Source organism: Paenibacillus sp. MDV22-iso6, assembly GCF_058408365.1.
In genome coordinates, this window is record NZ_JBZVDZ010000001.1 from 1,033,147 (window position 1) to 1,054,474 (window position 21,328).

The 21,328-nt window shown below is 43.0% G+C and carries 14 protein-coding genes; 4 read left to right on the plus strand and 10 right to left on the minus strand.

The window, feature by feature from the left end:
* Positions 1 to 95: 95 nt before the first annotated feature.
* Entirely contained in the window at positions 96 to 2,939 is a 2,844-nt protein-coding gene (locus AC4PM4_RS04395; RefSeq protein WP_491612847.1) for an alpha-L-rhamnosidase, read from the minus strand.
* A 50-nt stretch (positions 2,940 to 2,989) separates the two neighbouring features.
* Positions 2,990 to 4,633 carry a type 2 periplasmic-binding domain-containing protein gene (locus tag AC4PM4_RS04400; RefSeq protein WP_491612848.1) on the minus strand — a complete coding sequence of 548 codons (1,644 nt, stop codon included), beginning with the start codon at positions 4,631 to 4,633 and terminating at the stop codon, positions 2,990 to 2,992.
* A 190-nt stretch (positions 4,634 to 4,823) separates the two neighbouring features.
* Between AC4PM4_RS04400 and AC4PM4_RS04405 the strand changes: the two genes are divergently transcribed.
* Complete coding sequence (locus AC4PM4_RS04405) at positions 4,824 to 6,503, plus strand: sensor histidine kinase (protein WP_491612849.1); 1,680 nt, start codon at positions 4,824 to 4,826, stop codon at positions 6,501 to 6,503.
* A gap of 176 nt (positions 6,504 to 6,679) precedes the next feature.
* Complete coding sequence (locus tag AC4PM4_RS04410) at positions 6,680 to 7,285, plus strand: TetR/AcrR family transcriptional regulator (protein WP_491612850.1); 606 nt, start codon at positions 6,680 to 6,682, stop codon at positions 7,283 to 7,285.
* On the opposite strand, the gene AC4PM4_RS04415 is transcribed toward AC4PM4_RS04410, so the two are convergent.
* From AC4PM4_RS04415 to AC4PM4_RS04435, 5 genes are all read right to left on the minus strand, one after another.
* The gene (locus tag AC4PM4_RS04415; protein ID WP_079697500.1) at positions 7,270 to 8,145 is read right to left on the minus strand and encodes a DegV family protein; all 876 of its coding nucleotides are present in this window, start codon (positions 8,143 to 8,145) and stop codon (positions 7,270 to 7,272) included. The genes AC4PM4_RS04410 and AC4PM4_RS04415 overlap by 16 nt on opposite strands.
* A gap of 13 nt (positions 8,146 to 8,158) precedes the next feature.
* Positions 8,159 to 10,399, minus strand: coding sequence for an MMPL family transporter (locus tag AC4PM4_RS04420; protein ID WP_083584599.1), 2,241 nt, complete (start codon positions 10,397 to 10,399; stop codon positions 8,159 to 8,161).
* Positions 10,400 to 10,602: 203 nt separating this feature from the next.
* Positions 10,603 to 11,253: a response regulator gene (locus tag AC4PM4_RS04425; RefSeq protein WP_079697502.1), complete on the minus strand. Its 651-nt coding sequence runs from the start codon at positions 11,251 to 11,253 to the stop codon at positions 10,603 to 10,605.
* Positions 11,254 to 11,269: 16 nt separating this feature from the next.
* Complete coding sequence (locus AC4PM4_RS04430) at positions 11,270 to 12,472, minus strand: sensor histidine kinase (protein ID WP_079697503.1); 1,203 nt, start codon at positions 12,470 to 12,472, stop codon at positions 11,270 to 11,272.
* A 177-nt stretch (positions 12,473 to 12,649) separates the two neighbouring features.
* Positions 12,650 to 14,932, minus strand: coding sequence for a beta-glucosidase family protein (locus tag AC4PM4_RS04435; protein WP_079697504.1), 2,283 nt, complete (start codon positions 14,930 to 14,932; stop codon positions 12,650 to 12,652).
* 287 nt (positions 14,933 to 15,219) lie between these two features.
* Here AC4PM4_RS04435 and AC4PM4_RS04440 point away from each other — a divergent pair, with 287 nt between their 5' ends.
* A complete protein-coding gene (locus AC4PM4_RS04440; RefSeq protein ID WP_079697505.1) occupies positions 15,220 to 16,821 on the plus strand; it encodes a response regulator transcription factor in 1,602 nt (533 codons plus the stop codon).
* A gap of 91 nt (positions 16,822 to 16,912) precedes the next feature.
* Here the strand turns inward: AC4PM4_RS04440 and AC4PM4_RS04445 are convergent, their stop codons facing one another.
* The 3 genes from AC4PM4_RS04445 to AC4PM4_RS04455 all read right to left on the minus strand — a co-directional run bounded on the left by AC4PM4_RS04445 (position 16,913) and on the right by AC4PM4_RS04455 (position 20,078).
* Positions 16,913 to 18,421 carry a family 43 glycosylhydrolase gene (locus tag AC4PM4_RS04445; protein ID WP_491612851.1) on the minus strand — a complete coding sequence of 503 codons (1,509 nt, stop codon included), beginning with the start codon at positions 18,419 to 18,421 and terminating at the stop codon, positions 16,913 to 16,915.
* A gap of 359 nt (positions 18,422 to 18,780) precedes the next feature.
* Positions 18,781 to 19,113 carry a chaperone CsaA gene (gene csaA, locus AC4PM4_RS04450; protein ID WP_079697507.1) on the minus strand — a complete coding sequence of 111 codons (333 nt, stop codon included), beginning with the start codon at positions 19,111 to 19,113 and terminating at the stop codon, positions 18,781 to 18,783.
* A gap of 56 nt (positions 19,114 to 19,169) precedes the next feature.
* Entirely contained in the window at positions 19,170 to 20,078 is a 909-nt protein-coding gene (locus tag AC4PM4_RS04455; RefSeq protein WP_079697508.1) for a DMT family transporter, read from the minus strand.
* Between the two features lie 157 nt (positions 20,079 to 20,235).
* On the opposite strand from AC4PM4_RS04455, the gene AC4PM4_RS04460 reads away from it, so the two are divergent.
* Positions 20,236 to 21,129, plus strand: coding sequence for an AraC family transcriptional regulator (locus AC4PM4_RS04460; protein ID WP_079697509.1), 894 nt, complete (start codon positions 20,236 to 20,238; stop codon positions 21,127 to 21,129).
* Positions 21,130 to 21,328: the final 199 nt, after the last annotated feature.

Here is a 21,328-nt window from a genome sequence, read left to right on the forward strand (position 1 = left end):
AATCGAAAATGCACATAAGGCTACCCCTATGTGCATTTCATTTTTTCACACTGAAATTATTGAATCATAATATGATGCATCCGATCGATTTACACTCACTGGTCAAGCTGAACCATCGCCAACTTGCGATCGAGTTCATCCAACTGTTCTTCAGGTGCGCTGAAGGATGGATAACTGGCCAATTCACGTACACTCGCTTCTCCCATTGGTCCAATGGTTTCTGGATTCAACGTAGCAAAGACTGGTGAGAATTCGCTTAAAGCTTCGCGGCCTCCCTCATTACGTAGCAAGTCATTGAGTGGAGTGTGTGTGCTAAGAATTTTTTTGTATGCTTTGGATGGAGCATAGTTTACTTCATACGTACCACTACTCACTTCAATTACGGTATTCTCTTCTTCCTGTGTAACAGGTAATCCGGAATCGGTAAGGATAACACCGTTCAGGGTCACATTCTCCATTTGAGCATGTGGCAGTTTTATCGTAGCTGTTGCATTGAACGGTATGGAGAAGCTGAAGAACAGATGACCTTGCTCGTCGAATCGCCATTCACTCTTGTACCGCCCCGCTGCTGTATCTACATGAGCTTTTACCCATTGGATTCTAAAATCAGGCAGAGGTGCCAATAATGCGTGACGGAATCCCGGCTTGTTCTCGACAGGGTTGATTCCTGCCATATTCCGATACATCCATTCCACAACTGCTCCATAAGCATAATGATTAAGGGAGTTCATGCCATCTTCGCTGATTTTCCCGTCCGGAAGAATAGAGTTCCAGCGCTCCCAGATCGTTGTCGCCCCCATATTGACCGCATACAGCCAGCTTGGATAATCATCATTAAGCAGCAGTGTGTATGCAATGTCGTTGCTTCCATGCTCTGACAGAACCCGGTTCAGATAGGGTGTTCCGACAAAGCCTGTTCGCAGATGGTTCTGGTCCTTGCGCAGACGCATGCGGATGTCTTCCTTAATCCGCGGAGTGTGTTTTTCAGGCACCAGATTCATAAACAAGGCTACCGCATATGCCGTCTGCGTATCCACAGCGAGACGTCCATTGCTAGTTAAGAATTCATCCTTAATCGCTGCTCTAACCTCTAGCGCCAGTTGCGCATAGGTCTCCGCGATGTCTCCATGTCCCAGAACTTTGGCTGCCTTCGCTACAATATCTGCTGAATAAGCGTAATACGCTGAAGCCACAAAATGATTATCTGTTCCGCCCATTGGAGAGTCAGGATTATCCCCATCGAGTGCGAGCCAGTCACCAAAATGGAAACCTACTGTCCATAATCGTTTGCCGCCTGATTCGTCATCTGTGCGCTTAATGAAGTCCACCCATGCCTTCATGCTGTCGAACTGTTGCTCAAGAATTCCCTTATCTCCAGAGTGCACGTAACTGTTCCATGGAATAATGGTGGCTGCATCGCCCCAGGCGCTAGATCCACCGCCTTGCACTCTTCCAACTGGAATAACCATAGGGACCATACCGTCACGATCTTCTTGCTCCATCCATAGATCATAGCCGTATTTATTGAAGAATGCGTAAGTATCCATGTTGAAATTAGCCGTACCTGAGAAGACCTGTGCATCACCTGTCCAGCCCATTCGTTCATCCCGTTGCGGACAATCTGTAGGTGTATCCAGGAAATTTCCTTTTTGACCCCATAGTGCATTCTCATATAGACGGTTGATTCCTGAATGGCTTGTCTCCAAATATCCGATGCGGTCCATATCCGAGTAAACAACACATCCTGTGAAATCGTCCAAGTCCAACTTACCAATCCAACCCTCTACTTTGATATATCTGAAGCCGTAGAACGTAAAGTAGGGTCGAATGATGGCCTCATTGCCATCTGATGTATACGTATATTCCGCCTTGGCTGATCTAAGATTCTCCCGATAGAAATTACCATCCTGAAGTACTTCGCCATATTGTAAATAAATGACTGATCCACGCGGTGCCTGAGTGCGAAATTGCAGCCAGCCTACCATGTTTTGTCCCATATCAATGACGGTCTCCCCAGCTGGAGTGATGAGGACCTCAATCGGTTTTATTGTTTCCTTGATCACAACGGGGAGACTCTTTCTAGCCATCAGACGCTCATAGCCGAGATAGGTTTCCTTTACAGGATATTCCTCAGAAACATCCAGAGTAGCATCATAGATTTCTCCATCATAGATGTTACTATCCAACACCTGGGAGCGGGTAGCGCGCCAGGACGTATCTGTTTTAAATAAGACTTCGGTACCATCTGTATAGGTAATAATGATTTCGGAGAGTAGTGCAAAATGGTCTCCATACAGTTCCCCTGTTGTATCCCCTTCAAAGCCAAAGCGACCTTTGTACCAACCGTTTCCGAGGCCTATATCAACCGTGTTTGTACCTAGCTGTAGCATATCTGTAATATCGTAGGTCTGATACTGCAACCACTTGTGATAGGCATTATAATGGGGAGCCAAATATTCATCTCCAACCTTGGAGCCATTAAGCATCATCTCGTAAACACCCAGACCACATACGTAGGCACGGGCTTTTACCACTGAACCCGCAATTTCGAAACTTCTTTTCAAGACAGGATGGACTGAACTGTCCAGTTCAGGGGTGATCCACTGAGCTGTCCACGCCTCTTCCTGCTTTGCGGTTTCAAACCAAGCTGTCTCACTGATGGCATCTTCACCACGTTCGTTCCATACCCGTACTCTCCAGTAATATCGGGTCCTTGGAGCTAACGTCAGAGACGGTATATATGCGAGTGAATCAATGTCCTCTTTTTTACCACTGTCAAAAACGATGTTAATGAAGGCTTCATCCAGCGCTATTTCTATTTGTGCAGCAATCTGTTTAGTTGCCGTAGTCTCCGTAACAACATAAGACAAGCTTGGATTTTCTATTGCGAATCCTAACGGATTGGATACATGATTTGTTTTTAAATTTGTGATTTTCATGACTTTACCCTCCATTATCGTTCAATACGTTCTCACAACTTTGTTCTGCATTATTGAGATTGGATTGACCTGTACCACTCGTTCACTTCGTCCGTCATTTGTTTCCCGCCGGATTTGAGCCATTTCTTAACAAAATCATCAAAAGCCTCTATAGGCTGCTCGCCATAAATAATAGAATTAAAGGTATCCAACTCCATCTTTTGCAGATAGGTGTTCCTTGATCGCATTATTTTCGTCGCCGGTCCTTGAAACAGGTTTCGTTGGTCTATTTTTTCCTGAGTCGCCTCAACAACGTCTGCCTGTGTAACCGGCAACTCATCCGGGTTGTTCGGGTCTACCCCCATACTGAAAAAGGCGGCTCGATCATAAGCATTCAGTTGTTTACCTTTACCTAGTTTTAGAATGACGTCTTTAAATCGTGAAGGATAGCTTGCATATTGGCTAAACAATGTATATTTGGAGGTATTTACTTTTCCTCCTGGAATTGTACTGCTCTCACTGTTAATAGATCCATCCTGTTTCAGAACATAGTCATACCCGTTTTGATAGGCGCTAAGAAAGAACGGATCATCGGTTACAGTTGCTTCATATAAATAGTTCTGGTATTTAAAAAAAGCCTGTAACGCTTCTTCAGAAATGTCTTTGCTAATAAGGAGAGCAGCACTGTAAGAATTGCCCGCCAGTCTCCCTGCTGTTCCATCAGGACCCGTTGGTATCGGATTAGGAATAAATTCTGCTTGAGAATCTCTAGCTATGAGCTGCTTCACCGGATAGTCAGCAAACCATCGTGGTCCTGCAACAATTCCGACCTTGCCGGCAATTACGTTTTCGTTAACTTGACTGAAATCTTGTAATGCAACGTTGTTTCCCATATATCCTTTGCTTTGCCATGATCTCAGTCTCAACAGTGCTTTTTTGATCTCCGGTTGAATGCTACCGTACATCAACTGCCCCTTTTCATCTTTTCCCCATATTTCAGGAAGGGCTCCATAAGCCCCGAATACCCATGAGATATCTCCTGTTGGGGAAGCCAGATACTGATCCTTGATGGCAAAATCAATGCCGTACGTATCTTTTATCCCATTCCCATCCGGATCGTCATAAGTAAAGGCTTTCATGATTTGTTCGAGTTCATCCAGATTACGCGGGGCTTCAAGTCCCAGTTTATCCAGCCAATCTTTACGGATCCATAGTACAGCTTGTGAAGCTTGTTCAGTAATAATGGGGATCGCCATTCTTTTACCATTTTCAATGAACGGTTGCCAGGCTTCAGGAACTTCTGCCATAGCCGCTTTCCAGGTGGGAGAGGCGTATTGATCAAAGGCTTCTCCCGCATCCAATACCTTTCCTGAAGTCAGGAACTGATTCGTCGTATCCATGACTTTAGATGAAAATACATCAGGAAGTGGGTCATCGGAAGACAACATTAATCTAAGCTTCATATCGTAATCCTCCACCGGAGCACTCCATTGTGTGCGAATATCCACCCCCAATGTCTTCTTGGCCCAACGTATATGTACGTTATCGGACGCCGTTTCGCTGTTTTTGTATACGGTGGTTGGTTCATCCATCTTCACGGTGGTTAGGACGACTTCATGTTTAACAGATTCCTGTTGAGGAGTTGTTTCATCACATGCCGTCAATAGAGCCAAACAAAGGACGGACAGAAGCAGGGATTTTTTCCTCCAGCTCATATTTAAAATTCTCCTTCATCTATTTCATCTTAATCATATCGTGACAACTATGGGATCGAAATAACGCTATTTCAACATTCCATAATTCTATCTTAACTTACGCTTCTATTACTCTTTGTTTCACTTGTGTTTCTCCTTTAGTCGCCCTACAATGAGATATATTTACATCATTGGCAGGGGGAATAACGGTGTGAAGCAGAAGTACAGAACATTCCTGAACATGGTGGCAATTACTTTGATTATGCTTGCAGCAGTATTAATCATGTACACTTTCTCTGTCCAGTCCAGCTTGGATACAGTCAAAAAAGATATTGAGGCCAACAATCTTAATCGGGTTCAATTTGTAGTAAATACACTCGACCAGAACATAGATCGGTTAAATATGCTTGCCATTACACTGGAAACGGATAATACGATTGCTCTCCTTCGATCCATCGACGTCATGAGTGCATTTGAACAGGTTCAGCTCATTCAGAATGTTGAGGCCAGAGTGAAACTTCAAAGTCTTTCCGAAGGATGGAGTAACAAAATATCCATCTACTCCATCCTCCTCAATCAATGGATTGTATCTTCGGAAAATCAGATGCGGTCTCCTGAGAATGATTCACCACAGTCAGGGTGGAAAATCGATCCTGTTTCAGGGGCATTTTATAAATACAAGACGAATTCCGAGCTAATTATGCGAATGGAGTTCCCTCGGGGCAATCTGGAGGAACTTGTAGAAAACTCACATCAGGGAGAGAATGAGGCCGTATTCTATCATCCGAATCAGGGATCCATTACTCGCAAAAACGCGAATCCCTTGACCTCCCTTATTTTAGACCAAGTCGTCACTAATCTTAAGCCTGCTTCCGGTACCGAGACAGTCTCCGTTAACGGTTCTGACTATATCGTCAACTATGTGTATTCGCAACAACTTGAATGGTATCTTATTGACTTTATGCCTCTGGATAAGGTGTTGCAACCCATTAAAACCAGCCAAATCTGGTTCTACTCCGCCTGTGTAATGCTATTTATGGCAGGGTTGACAATTATCATTGTTCTCTTTCGGAAAGTTCAGATTCCTATACTGGTTCTTCTGAAGGGAGTTCGACTGCTGAAGCATGCTGAATTCTCTTATCGGATTAAGAGGCAGAGCGGCAATGAATTTGATTATTTGTATGGACAGTTCAATGACATGGCCGAACAGATCGAAGACTTGATCGAGAAAGTATATAAAGAAAAAATCATAGCACGAGAAGCTGTGCTCAAGCAGTTGCAGGCTCAAATCAATCCGCATTTCCTTTATAATTGCCTGTTTTTCATCAATAACATGACGCGACTTGGCAACGAGGAAGCCGTTACGGCCATGACCCAGAATCTTGCGGAGTATTTCAGATATACGACCCGCCTGAATGAACCGATGACCCGTTTGGAAAAAGAACTGGGTATCGTCCGGAATTATCTTGAAATTCAATGTCTGCGTATGGAACGACTCTCCTATCATATTGACCTGCCCGATGATCTCAGTTCTATTCCAATTCCAAAGCTGCTTGTCCAGCCTCTGGTGGAAAACAGTATTATCCACGGAATTGAAATGAAGCGTGATTCAGGTTATATACAGGTTAAGGTAGAACGGACCGAACGAGGTATCCTTCTTACTGTTGAAGATGATGGAAAAGGGATGACACTTGACGAGATCAACTCCCTTATGGTTAGACTTGCCGAACCTCCTGTAGATACCATAGGTTGTGCCCTGTGGAACATCACTGAACGTCTGCGTATTCATGATCCTGTTCATTCAGGTATCCAATTGGATCAAAGTCCACTCGGCGGTATGCGGGTGAGAATTCACTGGTCCCTTCCCACAAATGATCGAGAACTTGAATAATAAAGTCTATACAAAATGCCTCATACATCACTTGAATTTTGATGTATGAGGCATTATTGATTTTTAATTGACAGAAAAGTGTCATGTTTGTTAGCATAGTCTGAGTTAAATCGAACAAGGAGGTTTTTCCAATAGAACCCCGGCAAAGGCTTGAAAACGAGCGCAGCGATCTAAAATTGAAGCGGCGCACAAGTATTATTGAAGCAGCTCAAATCGTTTTTTTTAATAAAGGTTTCGAACAAGCAACGATGCAGGAGATCGCCGCTGAGGCGAGCTTGGGCGTCGCTACCATATTCCGTTATTTCCCCAAAAAAGAACAGTTAATTGTTGCGGTCGCTTCCGAAATTGTTCAATCCGAGATCGAAGTGTTCGAGGGCATTTTATACGATCAAGGAACCTGTTATGACAAGCTGGAAAGAATCTTTGATACACTTATTTTCTTCCAACAGGCGGAACATCAACGGAACTCGAAATTAATTGAGGCATTCGAATGTTACGTCTCCATGTCGAAGCTTCCTCTGGATGATATGGAAATCTATCAGGCCAATTATAATAAACTGATTACCCTGTTTACCGAGCTTGCGGAACTTGGTGAACAGGACGGGTCCTTGCGGACGGATGGCAATACTCGTGAAACCATTAATACCATGATTAATGTGTTTGGAAACTTTTCCAAAAAGATGGCGATGTTGAACGGTATTGATGCATTCCAGACCCAAGTAAATGAAGTGCAGCAGTTCAATATCCTAAAAAAACTGTTCCTTGATCATTTGAGAGCCTGAACAAGAGGCTCCGACTTCAGGATAAAACTGATTGCCAGACTATGAGGACCACTGTGAGAGCATATGGAGCAGCCGCCTTCGATGATGTGTACATTGCGAACAGAGGTCTCTTCTAGAATCATGTTGCGTATCCACTCCGCAGTTTCCTCTTCCAGTGTCTGGGCAATAATAATCTGGTCGTGATCAATGCGATGGATATGGCTCAAAATATCCTGTAAAAGTTTCTTAACAATTCTCTCCTTGCTTCCCCTGTATTTCACTCCGGAAAGCACCTTTCCATGTCTAACATATAAAATGGGACGAATTCGAAGCATACTTCCTAGCATATGTTGAATGCTGCTAACCCTGCCTCCCTTGTGAAGATAATCGAGATTATCAACGAGCACATTTAACTGGATTTCATGCCGCGCTGTCTCAAGCCATTCGGCGATCGCAAGGGCACTTTTTCCTTCTGAAGCCATTTCCGCTGCTAAAAGTACATTCATGGCTGTCCCGGCGGATACATTCAGTGAATCTACAACCGTTACCCGCCCTGCGGGGAACTCTCTTGCCGCCACCATGGCGTTCTGATACGTCGATGATAGATGAGAGGACATACTGATAAACAGTATATCCTCTCCGTTCTCGATGACCGGACGGAACACTTGAATGAAATCTGCAGGCGGAGGTGCAGCTGTCTTCGGCAATTGGTCGTATATCTCAACCAAATTGTACATGTCTTTTGCATTGATTTCTTTTCGATCAACATAGGACGTGTCCTGAAAAACAATATATAAAGGTACAATTCCGATATTATATTGGTCCATCCAATCCTGTGGGACATCCGAGATACTATCTGCAAAAATGCGTACTTTCGACATGCTACGCCTCCCCCTAACCTGATTTCTCTTTACTCATCAAAGTTGAACTTTCCGATTCTTCATCTTTTTTCGATGAAATGGAGGTATCGATAGAATGAGTATCCTTCATCACGGATTCTCCCTCCACATCAATATTAGGAAGAATTCGATCCAGCCACTTCGGCAAATACCAGGCGCTTCGCCCTAACAGGGTCATCACCGCCGGGACAAGCGTCATCCGAACGATGAATGCATCTACCAAAATACCAAAGGCAAGTGCAAGTCCCATGGATTTGATCATGGCATCTCCGGCAAAGATAAAGCTCGCAAAGACGGCGATCATAATCAAACCTGCGGCACTTACAACAGGACCACTGTGAGTAATACCACTTCGTATTGATTTCACTGCATCTCCCGTATGGTTATAATCCTCTCTCATGCGGCTTACCAAAAATACTTCGTAGTCCATAGCAAGTCCGAAGAGAATACCTGTAACCAGAATTGGCAGGAAGCTCAGTACCGGCCCTGGTTCGGGAATGCCAAAGAAATTTGCCAGATAGCCATCTTGAATGACCAAAACGATGACGCCTAGGGTTGATCCAAGGGTGAACAGGAATCCAAGTACGGCTTTGATTGGAACCAGAATGGATCGAAAAACCAGCATGAGCAACACGAAGGCGAGACCTACAATCAATATTGCAAATTTCGGCAATGCTTCGTCAAGTTTCTCGGAGATATCAATATTGACTGCCGTTCCCCCGGTAACCATAATTTCGACATTATTATCTTTCATCACCTGTTCCGCTTCCGCACGAATAGTTTGGACCAATTCGGTCGTTTTGATATCATGAGGGCCTGTCTTCGGTAACACCGTAATGATTGCGGCCTTCCCGGAAGGACTCGGAATTAAAGGATTGACACTTGCCACATCAGGCAGATTTTTGATATATGAAGTTGCTTTGGCAATATCCGCTTGTGGATCTTCCGTTTTTGCTGTTCTAGCAACTACAACCAGTTGACCATTAAATCCTTCTCCAAAGCCTTCCGCAAGCAGGTCATACCCTCGACGTTCTGTTGTATCCGTGGATTTTAAACCGCTATCTGGTAGGCCGAGTTGCATATGCAAGAACGGGATAGTACAAACCGTCAATAAAACGATACACAGGATGGCAGTGAGCCAAGGTTTGCGTGTTACAATCTTGCCCCAACGATTCTCTGTTCCCTCTGCTTTTTTGGGACCAGACCATTTCCGCAGCCATTTGTTCTCCCGTGCCGGACTAATTCGATCTCCTGCAACTGCCAATACGGCAGGAACAAAAATGACAGCAATTAATACTGCTACGAATACACTTACAGCTGCCGCCAATCCCATCATGGTTATGAATGGAATCTGTACGACCGACAGACCAACCAGGGCGATAATAACGGTTATTCCTGCAAAGACAACGGAGCTACCTGCTGTTGCATTGGCTTGAGCAATGGCTGTATTTCGCTCAAATCCTGCTGCCAGTTGTTGACGATATCTGGACATGATGAACAGAGCATAGTCGATCCCTACAGCCAAGGCCAGCATAACAGCCAGTGTAATGGAGAATGAAGCCATAGAAACTACATTTGAGCCAATGACGATAATCATCATTCCTATACCGAGTCCTACAACTGCGGTTAGGATCGGTAATCCTGCTGCGAGAAACGATGTGAATGTGAAAGCAAGGATCATGAACGCAATCAGAACCCCGATGACTTCAGAAGTACCTCCTATCTCAAGCTCAGAAAAAGCTACACTCCCTGCAAGTTCCGTTTGAATTCCACGATCCTGCAGTCTCTCTACAACACCAAGAACATGTTCTTTGGAATTCTCTGTTACTTCATTGGCTGGCTGACTGTATGTAACATCAGCATAACCAATCTTCTTGTCTGCACTTAACGTACCGGCGTCATACGGACTGACGATAGATGTTACCGATGAATCCGATTGAACCACTTTTAATGCTTCTGTAATCCATTTTTTGTTCGATTCCGATTCCAGTGTTGCCTTTTCAGACTTGAACACTAACCTGATCTGTCCACCATCACCGGAGGATGGAAATTCTTCATTCAATATGATTCCAGCCTGTTCCGATTTGGTTCCCGGAATGGTCATCTCTCCTGTAAAGGACGTTCCCAAGCCAAGACCCAAGGCGGCCACAAGCAGTAAAAGCATCAATCCTCCTGCGATCACCATTTTCCTTTTTCTTACCGACCACTCACCGAGTCGAAATAATAATTTTGCCATATTCTTTTGACGTCTCCCTTCGTTGCTACAGATCTGGGCCATCTTGATGTTGGACAACCTCGTGACTTCATCATATCTAAAACTGAACAAGAAAAAACGTACATAAGGGCATGCCCTTGATGTACGTTTGGGAAGCACCAATGGGCGCTTTTAGTATTCGCTGACCATTGATATGGAAAATAATATATTAATATAAAATGTATTTACAAATGTAAGATGCCCCTTTCCACGGATACAGCGACAGCTTCCGAACGTGAATCTACGCCCAGTTTGTTATAGATATTGGTCAACTGTGCCTTAACGGTTCGTTCTGCCATTCCCATATCAAAAGCAATGTCTTTGCTGCGAAGGCCCCGGGCCACTGCCTGAAGAATGATTAATTCCTTCTCAGTCAACGATAGTGCGTTTTTCGGTTTCTCTTCTGCCGCGGGCTTGTGCCGATATGCAAATACTCTGGCGGTTATTTCAGGCTGCAGCAGTGTCTCCCCACGCAGAGCAGACTCCAGTGTGCGGAATAAATTCTCTCTGCTTGTATCCTTAAGTAGATATCCTTTGGCTCCCAATCGCAGCCCATTGATCATAAGTTCGTCCTCATTATATGTGGTCAAAATAATTACGGGAATCTGTATGTTTTTTTCGTTCATGATCTTCAAAGTATCCAGTCCACTCAATCCTCCGGGCATATTCAGATCCATCAGAATGACGTCTGGTTTCAGCGCTTCCATCTGTTCCAACGCTGCGTTTCCTTCCTCGGCTTCTCCGACAACATCGTAGTTGTCATCGGTCCCCAGGATTAATTTCATGCCTTCACGTACAACCCAATGATCATCTACAATCAGAACTTTATGCTTCATTATTTCCCCTCCCATACTATACAGGTACAGACAGCTCTATTGTAGTACCTTCATTGTTGCTCTCAATATGAATTTGCCCGCCTATAAGCCTAGCACGCTCATGAATACCGATCAGGCCGTAATGCCCTGTCTCTTTACCAATTTTTCCAATGTTAAAACCTCTTCCATTATCCTTAATAACCATGTGAAATTGTTGATGATTATCCCAAATGTTTACGGATACACTACTGGCCTGCGCATGACGTGCCACGTTGGTCAGTGTTTCACTCAACATATGCAATACATGCTCCATTTTAGCTCCGGACAGAACAGATTTTATGTTAAATTCCCAATTGACATCAACTCCTGTCGCTAATCTAAAGCGTTGCAGTTGATCATGAATCGCCTCGTTAAAGTTGACGGCAGGTGTAGCTCGGGTTCTTAGATCGTCAATCGCTTTTCTCGCATCGCCCAGTGTCTGTCTGGCCTGTCCCATGGATGACAGAACAATCTCATGAGCTCGGTCGATGTTCCCTCGGCTCAGATATGCGTCTATCGCTTCCAATTGCATAATTAGTCCGGCTTGCCCCTGAGCCAACGTATCATGCAGATCCCTTGCCATTCGTTGACGCTCGTTGGCCAGCGTCAGCTCTTCCACCTTCTGGTGGGTCAGTTCCAGATCACGCAGAAATGTCTGCGTACGAACCCTGGCATTAACCTGACGATAGTAAAGGAGCGCATACGCCATAACAACGACAATCATAAGCATAAGTAACGGGATGAACAATGCAAGATCCTGTACATTCTTGATCCACAAGGTGATCAGGCAAAAGAAAAGATACAGCACAAAAGCTACAAAAACCACCTTTTTGGTTTCAAAAAAAATAGCTACGCTTTGCCCTATTAATACAGGAATCAAGCCAATAAGTATGACGGGAAGCCCATCGGGCATGATGATCGAGCTCCCAAAAATAAGGCTTCCCTGGATCATTAGATACAGTGCTCTGGAACGGTTGATAATATCATTCACACGCCAGTATAGATACATGTGAATGACCATAATCATTATAAAAAACAAGGTGGGCACCAGGAGGGGAACAGACATAGTTTGTAACGCGACAGTGACGATGGTCACCAGTACGGTCCATATGATAATGGGAAGACGGGAGGACGTAATCTTGTCATAATCCTCATCCATACTTGATTGAAGGAAGCCGGGGTGGTTGGACATATGTTTCATGGAATCACCTCTCATCCAGTCATTATATTACGGATTGTCTATGGGTTATATGTACTTTAGTGCATGCCCTTTCGTACATCATTAGCTTGCTATGTAATAATAGTATAAGAAAATCGCCCATAAGTCATTCTTATGGACGATTCCACTTTGTCTACTGCTTTTTAGTTCATCTACTCTTTACTGGCGCACGGCTGCATTCAAGCCTGCAAGAAGCTGTGAGAGTAACTCTTCTGTAAGTGCTCCCCCCGTAAAAGGAATAAGAGCTCGCAGTGGCATATAACGCATGGATGCTTGAATCATCTCTGAAGAGACTGCATCTGAATGGGCATTTTCATCACCTTGTGGAGCAAATCCCTGCAATTGTCCCAGTACAGCCATGGTTTTCGGATTAGAGAGTAATTCTCCCAGGGCTGTGTTACGGTCGTAGACTGGAATGATTTCAGGTGAAGTCGATTCTACATGAACGGTCTTTTGCAGGATGATTTGACGAGATGAAGAACCGATCAGGAGATCATACTCACCACTCTCAACATGCCAATCCTTCAAGTCAATATTGTAATACGCAAAGCTTCGTTTATCTAAAGTAAAAGTAACAGTCTTCTCTTCATCCGGCTCAAGAGAAACCTTGGCGAAACCTTTCAGTTCTTTTTCAGGGCGGCTAACGGTTGTCTGCCGATCATGAACATATAGTTGTACCACTTCTTGACCATACCGTTGCCCTATGTTTTTCACGTTAACCGTAACAGTGATTATATCTGTATCCTTGAATTCCGTTTGGCTTGCGTTCAGCTGTGAATACTCAAATTGAGTATAGCTCAAACCATAACCGAAGGGGAATAAAGGTTCAATATCTTTGCCGTCATAATAGCGATAACCCACATAAATGCCTTCTCTATATTCGACCCGATCCCCATCACCAGGGAAGAACAGCGAAGATGGATTATGCTTTAAGGATTGCGGGAAAGTCTCTGCGAGCTTCCCACTGGGATTAACTTCTCCGAATAACAGATCAGCGATTGCTCCTCCTGCAGCCTGTCCACCCAGGTACGCTTCAAGTACAGCTTTTGCATTGTTAAGCCAAGGCATAACAATAGGTGAGCCATTGCTGAGCACAACCACCACGTTAGGCTGGACAGCAGCAACGGCTGTTATAAGTTCCTGCTGGTTCACCGGAATATCCAGATGTTCTCGATCATATCCCTCGGACTCATAGCGGTCTGGCAGACCAATGAACAACACGGCGACATCAGCTGCTCTTGCGGATTCAACTGCTTCGGCTACCAAAGTCGGAGCACTCTCATCAGAGTTGAGGTTGTAACCTGACTTATATGTTATTGTTGCGTCAGATCCAGCTAGCTGGACCATCTGTTCAAAGGCACTATCCAGCTTGGTTGGTTTGATATGGGAACTGCCCCCGCCTTGATATCTAACTTTGTCCGCTAACTCTCCGATGACAGCAATGTTGCCTTGTTTTTTTAGCGGGAGAATTTGATGTTCATTTTTTAATAGAACCATCGTTTCACTTGCTGCTTTTCTGGCAATCTGATGATGTTGTTCCTGGTCGTAAGTGGTATCGGGACGGCTGTTATCAACCGTTTTGAAAATGACAGCTAAAAGTCTCTCCACCGCACGGTCCAATTGCTCTTCAGTCAGCTCCCCGCGGTTTACCGCTTCTACAATCTGTTTTGGTCCTTCTCCGTTGGATGATGGCATCTCAAGCCCCAGACCTGCTGCAATACTTGGTGCAATTTCACTCACCGCAGACCAATCGGTGACAACAAAACCTTCATGACCCCATTCTTCCTTCAGGATAGTAGTGAGTAAGTACTCATGCTGGGAAGCATACGTTCCATTGACCTTATTATATGAAGACATAACCGTCCATGGCTGTGATTGTTTGACTGCTTTCTCGAATCCGGTCAAATAGATTTCTCTTAATGTCCGTTCATCCAAAATGGCATCTGTCGTCATGCGGCGATGCTCCTGGTTGTTTACTGCAAAGTGCTTCAGAGACGTTCCGACTCCCTGACTCTGAACACCTGTGATATGAGCAGCGGCCAGTTCTCCAGTCAGATAGGGGTCTTCGGAGAAATATTCGAAGTTGCGTCCGCAAAGTGGGGAACGCTTGATATTTGCCCCTGGGCCGAGCAGAATGGCTACATTTTCTGCCTGTGCTTCTTTTCCGATCGTCGCTCCTACAAGTTGAACAAGGTCACGGTTCCATGAACTGGCCAGGCCAACGGCTGAAGGAAAACAGGTTGAAGGAACACTATCGTTCAAACCCAGATGATCTGACTCGCCTGCTTGCTTACGCAATCCATGAGGACCATCTGTCATCATGATCGAAGGAATTCCTAACCTTTCTACAGCTTGTGTAGTCCAGAACGTACTTCCTGAGCATAGCTCGGCTTTTTCAGTCAAGGTTAATTGCTTTACCAGTTGTTTGATGTCACGATTCATCTTCTATACACTCCTTCATCTCCCGGCAGGGTCTCCTCATGAACAGCAGATCCTTGTATGTCCCACCGCGCGTTTAAGCTTTCATGTCTATACTACGGGAAAGAAAAAATGATTGAAATATCTCTTTCTTAATGTTGCATAACGCAATCTGAATGATAAGGATATCTAAAGATGAGTATCGTTATCTTAAGATCGGAGGTGATTGGAGTGCTCATCCATTGAAATGAGTCCACCTCCACTCTACAATAAGTGGTACAGTCAACTTTGTTGTGAGAGGGGGAAAAACTATGTACGATTTATTAATTGTGGATGACGAGAAATCAGTAGTTGATAGCCTGGCATTGACCATCCCCTGGGAAGAACACAGCATCCAGGAAGTACACAGAGCATATTCTGCCGCTGAAGCTTTGGACATTGCGTCCAAACACGCGATTGATATTATGATTACCGATATTCGTATGCCTGAGATGGATGGTCTTGAACTGATTTTGGAGATTAGAAAGTTTTCTCATAAAATACGTTGTATTATTTTATCGGGTCACGATGAATTTGAATATGCCCAAAAAGCAGTCCAGTATCAGGCAGCGAACTATCTTCTCAAGCCGATTGATACCGATGAATTGATTCATTCCGTAACGGCTGCGATACAAGATATCGAGCAAGAATGGGAAGAAATCAGCTCTTTTCAACAAATACAGCATGCCCTTCACGCCAATTTGCCATTGCTTCGGAACCAGCTTCTCAATGATCTTCTTCAGAACAAAGCCATGAGCGATCACATTCTTGCAGAGCGGCTGGGTATGCTGAATCTCCCGTTTAGATCGGCCGATCCATTCAAGATGATGGTCATTCGAATGGAGGAAGAATTCTCCGGCTATGATCTCCGATCTTTATCGCTGTTAGAGTACGCCGTCTCCAATATAACGGAAGAGGTATTTCAGAATCCTTTTAAATTATGGCACTGCATTACGGATCAGGGTTACCTTGTGTTCCTAATAAAAAATAATGACCGTAACGTACTCGACTCGGTAGATTCCTATGCGATCAGACTGCAAAATAATGTACAAAAGTTCCTGAAGGGCGCTGTATCGATATGTTTGAGTAAAGAGCATGCCTTTCCTGAATCCTTATCAGAGCTGTACATGGCTTCCGTGTCTGCCATCAACCGCAATGTTGGCGAAAACAAAAGTTATTTCATTACTTTAGACAAAAAAGACACCGAATCTCATGAACAACAAAATTTGATTAATCTGCACGAGCCCCCTTTGTTGCCCAATCTGCTGGAATCGGGGAACTTTGACGAGGCGGTCAGCAAAATTGCCAGAATATTATTTTTGAATGATGCCAGAAGAGAGCTTTCGCATGATCAATTATTTATGGTTCTGCTCTATCTGTCTTCTACGTTTTCCATATCCTTTAAGTCACAGGAAGCAACGGTTGAGGAGCTTCTTGGCGAAGAGTTTGATGTTCTAATCAGAAAGAAAAGCCAATTATCCAGCCAACGAATATATATATGGGCAGAGAAAATGATTGATCTGCGTAGGAAAAAGACCTCTCATCAATTGAAGAATGCCCATGAGCAAATTACTTCAAATGTCAGGACGTATATTCAGGAGTATCTTGCTGAGGGAATCTCACTGCAGATGATCGCAGAACATGTTGGCCTTCATCCAGTGTATCTTTCCAAGGTATATAAAACAGTTACCGGAGAAACCATAGGAGATTATTTGTATCATTTACGTATGAAGCGCGCTTCATATCTCCTGTTAAACACCGACTTGAAAATTGCAGATGTCAGCAAGGAGCTCGGATTTTTGGCTCCTCCGCATTTCATTAAAATCTTTAAAAAGCACTATGGTTGTACTCCACAGGAATTCCGCACCAGATAAACGTAATGACAGAGTACCCATCAGTATTGACGGTATCCTTAAATTACATAGAGAAGAGCCAGCTTATTGGCTGGCTCTAACAAGAGTCACATTACCCCTCTGACTTTTCAAACGAAAAACTTAGAAACTCAATGCTTTTATTCCCAGAATATGTTAAATACAAAGCATGCGTCCCCTTTAGTTCTATAAGCACACTACTTAATGTCCAAGTATCCGATGCATCGACTTTGATTGCAGCACGTTTTTTTCCCGGCTCATCCGAGATAATCAGTGTTCCACTTCCCTGGCCTCTTGTCTTTACAGTGAGTCTTGTTGTACCTTGAAAATTAAAATATTTATAACCGATAAGCGTTCTATTGCTAATATTAGTAATGAAGCGTTCATCAACCCGATGTGTAATGTGTGGTTTTATCTTTTTACTGCTTCCATTAGTCAAGTGAGGCATTCGTCCATCTGTCAAGTTACAGGCAATAACAGCTGGATACTCCCCTGATGCTTCCAATGGTCCTCCGTTCAGGGCACACGAAGTCATTTCAACCTGTGGAATGGAACCATCGTTCAGAATGTTGATTCGTTCTGCACATACCTGTCTGGAATTAGAACTCATATGTGTATGTCTGTGATAAAAAATATACCAGTTACCATCGATACATTCGATGCTTCCATGGTTATTTCCCGTGATTGCAAGTCGATCTCTAGGATTTCTGCCATTCATCCCAATGTCTCCATTGGAAATAATGACTCCACCATATTGAAAGTCCCTGTCGGGATAAATACTTGTAGCATAGCAGAGTTCATGATTTACAAAAGAAGAATAGATAAAGTAATATGTTGATCCAATCCTTCGTATAGAACTTGCCTCAAAAAAAGCATGTCCTTCAAAATCCGTATTTTTGGCTTCCATCTCACAAGGTATAATTCGTTTGGGCTCACTTTTAACAGTTAGCATATCTGCCTCAAGTTCTACCACATTGGCCCCCATGATGCCCTGCGCCTCTGATTTAATTTCATCCATGGTTCTATGGAGCATTCCTTGCATAACTTTATTATAAATGCCTTTTACCAGTTTGCTATTCGTCGGCTCTACTGGAAGCGCCCACCCGTAGTAAAGATAGATTTTTCCTTCGTCATTGATGACCGCCGGGTCAAATGGAATAAAGCGAAGCATGAGACTGCCATCCGGGTATTTAACATCTCCATAGTATTCATATTTTCCAGCAGGAGTATCGCAGACGGCGACAGAAATCGGCCCATTGAATCCTCCTTTACCCGAGTGCGCTGCTAAACAGTAGTACAAATAGTATCTTCCATCGTTTCCTTGCACCACATCTGGTGCGTATAAGTACTTTCGTTCTCCTCCACCCTTTACAACCTCTGTTGAATGCGGGTCCTGCGAGGCACTATAAATCGTTCCTTCGTATGTCCAATCCGTCAGGTCTTTCACATCGGCAGAATACACTACATAATCCAGTTCACAAAACGTAGTTCCTCCTTCTCTGTCATGGGAACCATACACATAGACCCTGTCATTAAAAACGTGGGGCTCTACATCCGGGATATATTCATTTAACGGTAAAAAAGGATTCATAACCCTCTCCATATGCTATCTCCTCCACAGGATCTCTATTTACAACGAAGCTTCTGATCCTTTTATTTAAACGTTGCTAAGAGCCTCTAACAATACTTGGCGAAAATTTTTCATATGTCGCCGATATCAGGCATCTTTTGTATGTATCTATTTTAAAGGAATAATCGTTATCCTTAAATAACTATAAAGAAAGACAAAATAACTATATCTAAACTTACTCTTGGATACCTTTAAGAAATGGCATGGCTGCGAACTAATTAATAAGTTAACGAAATTAGAATAAAACAGCGTCAGCCAGGAGGATATTTTATCTTCCATGGCTGACCTCTGAAGAAATATATATTTAAACTGACCAAACAGCAAACTATTTATTATCCGATTGATGTTCCATTAGGGACCTCAATATCTGGGGTTAATAGCACGACATCCCCCTTCTCAGGAATTCCACCTAGCACCAGTACCTCGGAGTTAAATCCGGCTATACGACGCGGAGGAAAGTTCACTACCCCGACGACTTGTTTCCCTACGATATCTTCGGCCACATATCTTTTAGTAATTTGTGCACTAGATTTTTTGATTCCGATCTCTGGTCCGAAATATATCTCAAGTTTAATTGCAGGTACTTTTGCCTCTGTAAAAAATGTAGCGTGTGTAATTGTTCCAACACGAATATCCAGTTTCAATAAATCATCAATAGTTGCCATGTAAACATTCTCCTCTTTTACTTTTAGATTTGACTGCCCAGTTCATTACTAACCAATTACTTTTGATCATTAGCAACGGTATAGCTCCATGATTTTGCCCGAAAATACCCCCCCATACCTAGTATAGTCATCATTCCACCTATGAACTGAAAGCCAGAAATGGATTCTCCCAAGAATGCATAGGCAAGAATTATAGCAAGAATAGGCTCTCCGATGATACCTACAGAGACCGTAGTCGCGCCCAAAGATTTCAACAGCAGATTAATAAGATATTGTCCAAAAATAGTAGGAATCAACGCAAGTAAAAAGAAGTAGATCCAATCTGAAGAGTTATATTCCATTAAAGAGGTATGGTTTAACAAATTGTAAACCAGCATCACGCAGCCCCCAAGGAAAAAAACAATAACACTGTAGATGTTTGCATCTATTTTATGACTCACCTTTTGTCCTGCCAGCATATATGCCGAAACCAGAAGCGTTCCTAATAAAGATAATCCATCTCCTATTAACGCTTCCCTTGATACTCCAATGTCTCCACACGCTATAATGATTGTTCCTGATAAAGCAGCGATCAAACAAAGAATTGTTACTACGGTAACCCTCTCTTTGAATAAGAAGTATGAACCAATCATGACAAATAAAGGCTGCAACGATAAAATGACCATGGAGCTTGCAACAGATGTATACACTAATGACTCCATCCAGGACAAGAAATATAACCCTAGAAACAAACCGGCCAAAAGAACGCTAGTCCAATCCTTCTTACCCATCTCCATGAGACGCAGTTTTTTCCAAGGAACAAAAGGAAGCATAAGGATCACCGATATAAACAATCTGTACATCCCGGCTACAGAAGTTGGCGTATCAGAGGACTTTATCATGATTGACGAGATCGATATGGACAATATACTGATGAAAAGTAAAATATACGGATGTGATAGTGATAGTGATTTATTTTTTTTCACATTGAATCCTCCAAGATGTTGTACCCCAGTCTGTGCACAGGATTGTGGTGATAAAACAAAGATTGGATATAATAATATCATCATTTTTATTTGTTTTGTGTAATAATATTGCTATATTATATATAAAAATCATCCATATCAGAAAGGACGACGTTGAATGTCAAAGCAGCTTCACGAGACCATCTTCTTCCCGGATGCTTCATTTCCATACATTATGTATACAGCTACTTCTTCAACAATGGTTCCTGAGGGACGAGGATTTAACGACTTACATTGGCACGAAGAACTTCAGATTACTCTGGTTACCCATGGAAAACTGATTATCAGAGTGAATGGTATGGACTATGAATTAGAAACAGGACAAGCGATTTTAATTAACAAAGGTGCCCTTCATGTTACGACACACCTGACACATAACGGTCAGTATGTGAGTTTTAATTTTCCAGAGAGGCTATTGGCGTTCTATGCAGACAGTGCGATGGAGAAAAATTATGTATTACCTTATACAAACTCTTCACTAGTATCGTTAACCTTCAAGGAAGATGTTGAATGGCAGAAGGATGTATTAGACATGCTTTGGGATTTAAAAAAAAGATTTGATGTGGAGAAAAAATGGGGTTGGGAGTATGAGGTTTCGATCCAAACGGTACAATTATGGCTAATCATCATATCACATATTTCACTGGCTTCTGAGGAAGCACCGAAATACGTAAAGCTGCAACAAGAACGGCTTCAATTAATGCTTAGTTTCATTCATCAGCATTACTCCGCTAATATAACGCTGCAAGAAATTGCAGATGTGGTCCACTTGAGTGTTTCGGAGTGCAATCGGAGCTTCAAGAAAACCATTCATTTGACACCTTATGACTACTTAATTAAATACCGGATCAAGAAAGGCATGGAGTTATTAATTTCTACAGATTATACAGTTACCGAGATAGCTGAGAGAGTCGGTTTTAACCATGTAAACAACTTCATCCAGTCTTTTAAAAAACTTTATAACCGGACACCTAAAGATTATCGTAAATTCAGAAATGAGACTACTTTATAAGGAAAACGGACCGCTAAATTAGCTGCTGTATTGGGACTACGCAAAGTTTTCGCCATAATTATTATAAGTTTTCGTCGTAATCACGATGAACAAATTATAGTATGTGTTTATTCGTGATAGGTGTTTACTCCATCGTAACCCAAAAAATTGTAACAAGCCCAATAAAGTTAGCATATGATTAGTAACCACGATAATATCT